At 60.2% G+C, this 2,548-nt stretch carries 2 protein-coding genes; one reads left to right on the top strand and one right to left on the bottom strand.

Annotated elements, in window-relative coordinates:
* A partial coding sequence (locus AC1DDS_RS25680) for a cadherin-like domain-containing protein (protein WP_477481427.1) occupies positions 1-2,232 on the top strand: 2,232 nt, incomplete at its 5' end.
* A gap of 117 nt (positions 2,233-2,349) precedes the next feature.
* Here the strand turns inward: AC1DDS_RS25680 and rpsU are convergent.
* On the bottom strand, positions 2,350-2,548 hold a 199-nt coding region (gene rpsU / locus AC1DDS_RS25675; RefSeq protein ID WP_477481426.1), incomplete at its 5' end, for a 30S ribosomal protein S21.

Raw genomic sequence — 2,548 nt, 5'->3', positions numbered from 1 at the left:
ACTGTCGTCGTCAGCGAAATCAGCGGCGACGGCACGTTGAAGCTCGATGTCAACGGTTCGAACAATATCGTTGATCAAGCCGGCAATGGAGCGCTCTCATTTACCGCTGGGGAGCCATACGAAATTATTGCGCACGCGCCCCCAGTGGTGACCGCCTCCACGGGCACCACTGCCTTTGTGGAAGGCGCMAACGCGATTTCGACTCCCGTTTTGATCGATGCGGGCATTACGCTGTCGGATCCTGATAGTGCCCATCTTGCTTCGGCACGTATTTCAATCGGTAACTTTGTATCCGGCCAGGACGTTCTGACATTCGTCCCTAACGCTGCCTTCGGAAACATCACTGGCAGCTATGATGCGGCCACCGGCATTCTCTCTCTCACCTCGAGTGACGCGTCGGCTACGCTTGCACAGTGGCAGGCGGCTTTGCGATCGGTCGGCTATACGAATACCTCCGATCTGCCCTCCACGACTGATCGCATTATTACGTTCAGCGTCAGTGACGGCGATGCCGCCAGCAATCTCACGGCGAAAACCGTTACCATTGCCTCTGTCAACGACGCACCCCAGTTTCACGACCTGGATGCCGCTCCGGTCTATAAGCTGACCAAAGCGGCGGTGATGCTGGACACCGACCTGACGCTGATCGATCCCGACCTTGATACGATGCGGGATCAGAACGGTGACTACTCCGGGACCGTACTGACGGTGCAGCGCCACGGCGGTGCAAATCCCAACGACCAGTTCCTGGTCGGGGGTGGCTTCTATATCGCTGGAGCCACGCTCTACGGCCCCGAGGGCGATCAGATCGCGACAGTAACGCAGAACTCCGGCGGCGTTCTTGAGGTTGCCTTCGCAGGTCCCAGCCCGATCCTTGTAACCAGCAGCCTGGTCAATGCATTCCTGCGCAGCCTATCCTATGCAAATACCGGGTCCGTTGCCGAGACTGTCCGGATTGACCTCACGTTCTCCGATGGGAACGCGGGCATGCAGGGATCGGGCGGCACAAAGTCGGCGACTGGCAGCATCGATGTCACCGTGCTGCTGCCGAATGAAGCACCGGTCCTCACCGGCGACCTCAAGGCGACAGTGAAGGAAGGCGCCAGCTATACGCTGACCACGGCCGATCTTTATTTTATTGATCCGGACGATTTGCCGGCCGACGTCCGCTTCACCGTCTCTAGTCAGACGGCTGGCAAGGTGTTCGTCAACGGCTACGCTGCCGGCAGCTTCACCGGTGCCGAACTCGCCGCCGGCAAGGTCGCATTCAAACACGACGGGTCGGAGACAACCAACGCATCGTTCAAGGTCGCGGTCGAGGACGGCAACGAGGACATTTCGGCACCGGTGGCCAAGGTCTTCAATTTCACTGTCGCGCCGATCAACGACGCGCCGAAACTCGTCACGAAGCAGGTTTTGACGTCGATTGCCGAGAATGCCTCGACGGCGTCGGCACGCAAGGTCGCCGAACTGGCGATCGTCGATCCGGACGGCGGCGACAACCGGCTGTCGCTGGGCGGGTCGGATGCCAAGCTCTTCGAAATCAAAAGCGGCGCTCTGTGGTTGAAGAAGGGGGTCGGGCTCGACTACGAGACCAATCCTTCGCTCGACGTGACGGTGCGCCTCGACGACCCCTCGATCGGCGTCGGCTACGAGGCGTCGAAATCCTTCAAGGTCACCGTCAAGGACGTTGCTGAGACGGTATCAGGCCCCAACGGCGCCGACCAGCTCACCGGCACGAGCGGCAACGACATCCTTGACGGCAAAGGTGGCAACGACATCATCAAAGGTGGCGCAGGCAACGACACCCTTATCGGCGGCACGGGCGTCGACAAACTCTTCGGCGGGGCCGGTCGCGACGTGTTCGTGTTTCACACAACCAAGGACTCGGCGCCGGGAATTGCGGGGCTCGTCAACAACAGTGGCTACACGCCGGCGTCGGGCTTGAACCAGCGCGATATCATTGCCGACTTTGTCCGCGGCGAAGACAAACTGGACCTTTCGCACATCGACGCGAACACAAAGGTCGCCGGCGACCAGGCCTTCACCTGGCGTGGAGCAGGAAACTTTACCGGGAAATCCGGCGACCTGATCTACCGTACGTTCGATGTCAAGGGCACCGCCAACGACAAGACGATCGTCTACGGTGACTCCAACCTCGACGGGCGCGCCGACTTCCAGATCGAGCTCACGGGTATCATCAACTTGTCGAAGGGAGATTTCATTCTCTAGACGTCCACGCTCCCAGAGGGCGTCGAGCCGGCCGGCCTTTTACCTGCTGGCTTAGCCGGCCTCGGTCGATTACAAGCACCCGCTGCTCGCCTCATGCGCGCGGGAACATCCGGGCAGCTAGCGTGTTCTGCCGGTGCCGCGACTGGCGACCTTCTTCTTTGGCGCTTGCAATAGCCCTTCGCGCTCCATTTTCTTTCGGGCCAACTTGCGAGAGCGACGGATGGCCTCTGCCTTTTCGCGTGCACGTTTTTCGGAGGGTTTCTCATAGGCGCTCCGCGCCCGCATTTCCCTGAAGATGCCTTCGCGCTGCATCTTT

The sequence above is a fragment of the Mycoplana sp. 10N416 genome, assembly GCF_056394765.1.
The sequence above is the reverse complement of the archived record's forward strand: the minus strand, read 5'-3'. Positions and strand labels throughout refer to the sequence as shown.